The sequence below is a fragment of the Desulfonatronospira sp. genome, assembly GCA_003563255.1.
In the GTDB taxonomy this organism is placed as follows: Bacteria; Desulfobacterota; Desulfovibrionia; order Desulfovibrionales; family Desulfonatronovibrionaceae; genus Desulfonatronospira.
In genome coordinates, this window is the sequence record PWSL01000023.1 from 1 (window position 1) to 3600 (window position 3600).

General features: G+C 47.2%; 5 protein-coding genes. All 5 read left to right on the forward strand.

The window, feature by feature from the left end; all coding sequences use genetic code 11:
* A partial coding sequence (locus tag QZP87_RS00720) for a DUF6516 family protein (RefSeq protein ID WP_291321007.1) occupies positions 1-263 on the forward strand: 263 nt, incomplete at its 5' end.
* Positions 264-461: 198 nt separating this feature from the next.
* Positions 462-659: a hypothetical protein gene (locus QZP87_RS00725; protein WP_291321008.1), complete on the forward strand. Its 198-nt coding sequence runs from the start codon at positions 462-464 to the stop codon at positions 657-659.
* Positions 660-713: 54 nt separating this feature from the next.
* The gene (locus QZP87_RS00730) at positions 714-1670 is read left to right on the forward strand and encodes a hypothetical protein (RefSeq protein WP_291321009.1); all 957 of its coding nucleotides are present in this window, start codon (positions 714-716) and stop codon (positions 1668-1670) included.
* 36 nt (positions 1671-1706) lie between these two features.
* Positions 1707-2846 (forward strand): flagellar assembly protein T N-terminal domain-containing protein, encoded by a 1140-nt coding sequence (locus tag QZP87_RS00735; RefSeq protein WP_291321010.1) that lies wholly within the window; start codon positions 1707-1709, stop codon positions 2844-2846.
* A gap of 90 nt (positions 2847-2936) precedes the next feature.
* Positions 2937-3380 (forward strand): DUF6694 family lipoprotein, encoded by a 444-nt coding sequence (locus QZP87_RS00740; protein ID WP_291321011.1) that lies wholly within the window; start codon positions 2937-2939, stop codon positions 3378-3380.
* Positions 3381-3600 lie beyond the last annotated feature (220 nt).

Below are 3600 nucleotides of genomic sequence, written 5' to 3' on the forward strand. Positions count from 1 at the left end.
ACAGGCTGTCTTTTTTTGATAATTCTGTTCTGCACTTCATTGAATTCGTTAACGTTAAATCCAATCTGGAAGTCTACAAGTATTCCTATCATTACCAGGATGAAAAAGGAGACCTTATCTTTCGTTACGATATGGCTCCACATCATAGAGAAATCCTGACTTTTCCGCATCATAAGCACACTATGGACAATTTGGTCATTGCTTCGAATCAGCCGGACTTGGCTCAAGTACTGCAAGAGATTGAAGATATGATCTTGGATTAACACCCGAATTGACGAATTTTAGCATTATATAACAGATTTCGGCCATTTTTTCGGATTAGGCCGGACTCGCTGCACGCGCCGGCATTGGATGCTACCCGGAGAAAGCAAAAGTCATGCTCTTCATAGGCAGGATCAATTTTTATGCAAAACTTCCTGTTTGAAAATCGTCTCTTATTAAAAAAACAGGGAGGTATTATTATGTTTGCAATGATGTCCAAAATCTGCTGGAGTGCGGCATTGATGCTGTTAGTGTTGTCCCTGATGCTGGTTGCCGTAAGCATGATTGATCTGCATGATCTTGAGCCGCTGGTTCATTCGGTCCAGGCAGGCGGGCAATATATGATAACCCGGGCTCAGGAACTGATTGGGCAGCCAGGCTTACTTAATACAGGTTAAACAGCCATAAAACTTAATTGTTGTAAGTATCATAAGCAAGTCAAGGAGTACAAAATGAAAAAGACTATTGTGATTTTAATGTTCTGCATTGTGTATTTCTGGACAGTTAATGCCTACGGTGACTGGTGGGCGGAAGCTGATGCAGGCAATGAGCTGGATCAGCGCATGGTAAGCCCGAGCGAGAACAGGCTGGCTCCACCCTCATCAGCTGTCCGTGTGAACTGGGTTGACGAGTATGTCGAGGTCATGGCCGGGGGCACTGCAGACCCTGACAGGGTAATCAGTGAAGCCCATGCTGTCTCTGTAGCTACCAAGACAGCCAGGCACCTGGCTTATGAAAAACTGGCCGAGACCATAAGCGGAATCAATATTACCTCTGATGCTGTATATAATCGGGAATTGATGATTGATTCCAACCTGCAGACCAGCGTTGAGGCACTGATCCGGGGGGCTCAGGTGGTGGAAGAACGGCATGACCGCCTGCACGACGGTTCCATCTGGGCTCAGGTGCGCCTTGGAATTCATCTTCAAGGCGAAGGCAACAGCCTGATGGCTAGTTCAAAGCCCTGGATGCAAACCAATCTGAGCCCGGAAGCTCAGGTAACAATTGAAGATCCTGCGCGTAAAGCAGTTGAAAAACTGGCAGAAGGGCAGCCTGAGGCTGTTCAGGAGGAAATCACAGGTATCATAATAGATGCCGGCGGAATGGAAGTTAAGCCGGCCATGGCTCCTGCAATTTACAGCCGGAACGGGACCTTGATTTATGGTTTTCATAATGTGGATGAGGACTATGTAGTACAGCACGGTCTGGCTGGGTATGCTCAGAGTGTGGAGGATGCAAAGAACATGTCCAGAGTCGGTGACAATCCCCTGGTGGTGAAAGCGGATTCTGTCCGGGGAAACAACTCGTGTGATGTGGTGCTTACCAATGAAGATGCCGCCAGAATAAGTGCCGCTTCTATGGAAAAGCCGTTCCTGCAGGAATGCCGGGTGGTTTTTGTTGTTAATTAGATTTCAGCATCTAAAAAAGGATTTAATTCTGCAATTATGTCTTATTCTGGAAAACCCGGGCTGGTTCTGCCTGCAGTAATAAAGACTGCTGCCGGTAGATGGTCAGCATGCTTTTTTCTAGTGCTTTTATTTTTTAGTCCTTTTTCTGTTTTGGCTGATTCCAGAACTGTTGTAGTCCAGGGGCAGGCCCCAATCATTTCCGGTGATACCGTGCAGGCCAGGGATGAGGCATTGGCTGATGCCAGGATCAGGGCAGTTGAACAGGTGGCAGGAGTGGAAATCGAGGCCAGTTCGGTACTGGGTTATGAACTTATGCTGGAAAGCAGCACTTCAATCAGAAGCAGAGGGTTCATTCACCGGGAAAAAGTGCTTTTGGAGCATGAAGATGAACACGGACTTTATCATGTCAAGCTGGAAGCCGAGGTTTCCCCTGCCGAAGCTCAGAAAAGGCTTATGAAGCTTTTACGTCAGGACCGGATTCTGATCCTGCTGCAAGAGAACAACCTGGGCCAGGATGAAACTGTCTCCCCTCTTGAAAACAGGCTGGTCCAGGAGTTGAACAGCATGGGGTACAAAAATCTTTTCAGCGTAAATCCACAATCAACACCGGCGGGACATAAAGACTTTCAGGATATAGAGTTTTCCAGTGTCCAGGATCTGGCCTTGCAGCACATGGCGGATATCGTAATCCTGGGAGAGCTCACCTCGGAGTCGTCATCCCGGCTGGGGGAAGATTTTTATTCTGCCCATGCTCAGGGATGGGTACGGGCTTATCTGGTATCAGAAGAGAAAGTGCTTGCTTCGGAGCATTTTCAAGGAATAAGAGGGTATGGTCCCGGCATGGAACAGGCAGGCAGGGACTCTTTAAACAATGCAGCCCATAAACTGAGCAGGCATGTTCTGGAGGAAATTGTTCCCAGATCCATAAGACGCCTGGAGGTTGTCTTCTACGGCCTGGATAATTTTTCGGAATATAAGAGGCAAAAAAGGCTGCTCTCTCTTATGCGCTGGGTTCAGAATGTTAAGAGCCAGCGTTTCCACCAGGCCAAGACTGTTTTTGAGGTGGATTTTTCCGAAAATCCGGAAATCCTGGCCTCCAGGCTGGATCTTCTGCCCGGTCTTGTGGTCGAGAGTTTCGATTCCCGGAAAATCGAGGTGAATGTATCCGGGCAGTGATTACAACCTGCAGCTAAAACTCATTCTTCGGTTCTGAGCTTATTTTCCTTTCTCTATATTTTTCAAATCTGTAAAACCGGGGGACATATCTTGAAAAAGATTTTGCTTGCTGCACTTGTTGTTTTAGGGGCAATGGTTTCTGTTTCCCACGGCAAAAACACCATTGACGGTTCCTCCCAGGATGCACTGAAAAAATCCATAGACAGGATTGCCGATGAACTGGAGCGCGATCACAGAAAAGATTTCAACGAGGCGGTAATTGTCTGGTATATCAAGGCAATCCATTCTGCAGCCATGGACTACAAAGAAGATCACGGTCGCCCCCCTGAGGATGAGGACCTGGATGATGCAGCCATCTTCTTGATTGCCGCCGGATATCTTGACGGCATGGCTGAGCAGGAGGTTATTGAAGAGGCTCATGCTATTGATGAGGATGAGCTTATCCAGGAGCTTGAAGACATGGGTCTTTCCCATCCCCTTGATTTGAGAATGGACCTTGGTGGTTTGATAAGAATGTTCGGATTCTTCTTTTGAGTTTGAAACACCATCCAAGGAACTTGAATATGTTCAAACAACCCGGCGGACTTTTATGAACAGTCCCTCAAAGCATGCCCTCGATTTTTTTTCCGTGGACAACAGCAGGGAACTTACTCCCCAGTTGCTTTTTTCAGGATGCTTCGAAAGGTTCGTCCAATTTTTGTGCAACCTGGTTTTGGCCAGGATGAACAAAAATTCTCCGCCTCCAGGAACATCT

What these genes read in the sequence shown, in the direction of transcription:
- QZP87_RS00725 (WP_291321008.1), top strand. Translation starts at nt 462, where the DNA reads ATGTTTGCAATGATGTCCAAAATCTGCTGGAGTGCGGCATTGATGCTG.
- QZP87_RS00735 (WP_291321010.1), top strand. Translation starts at nt 1,707, where the DNA reads ATGTCTTATTCTGGAAAACCCGGGCTGGTTCTGCCTGCAGTAATAAAG.
- QZP87_RS00730 (WP_291321009.1), top strand. Translation starts at nt 714, where the DNA reads ATGAAAAAGACTATTGTGATTTTAATGTTCTGCATTGTGTATTTCTGG.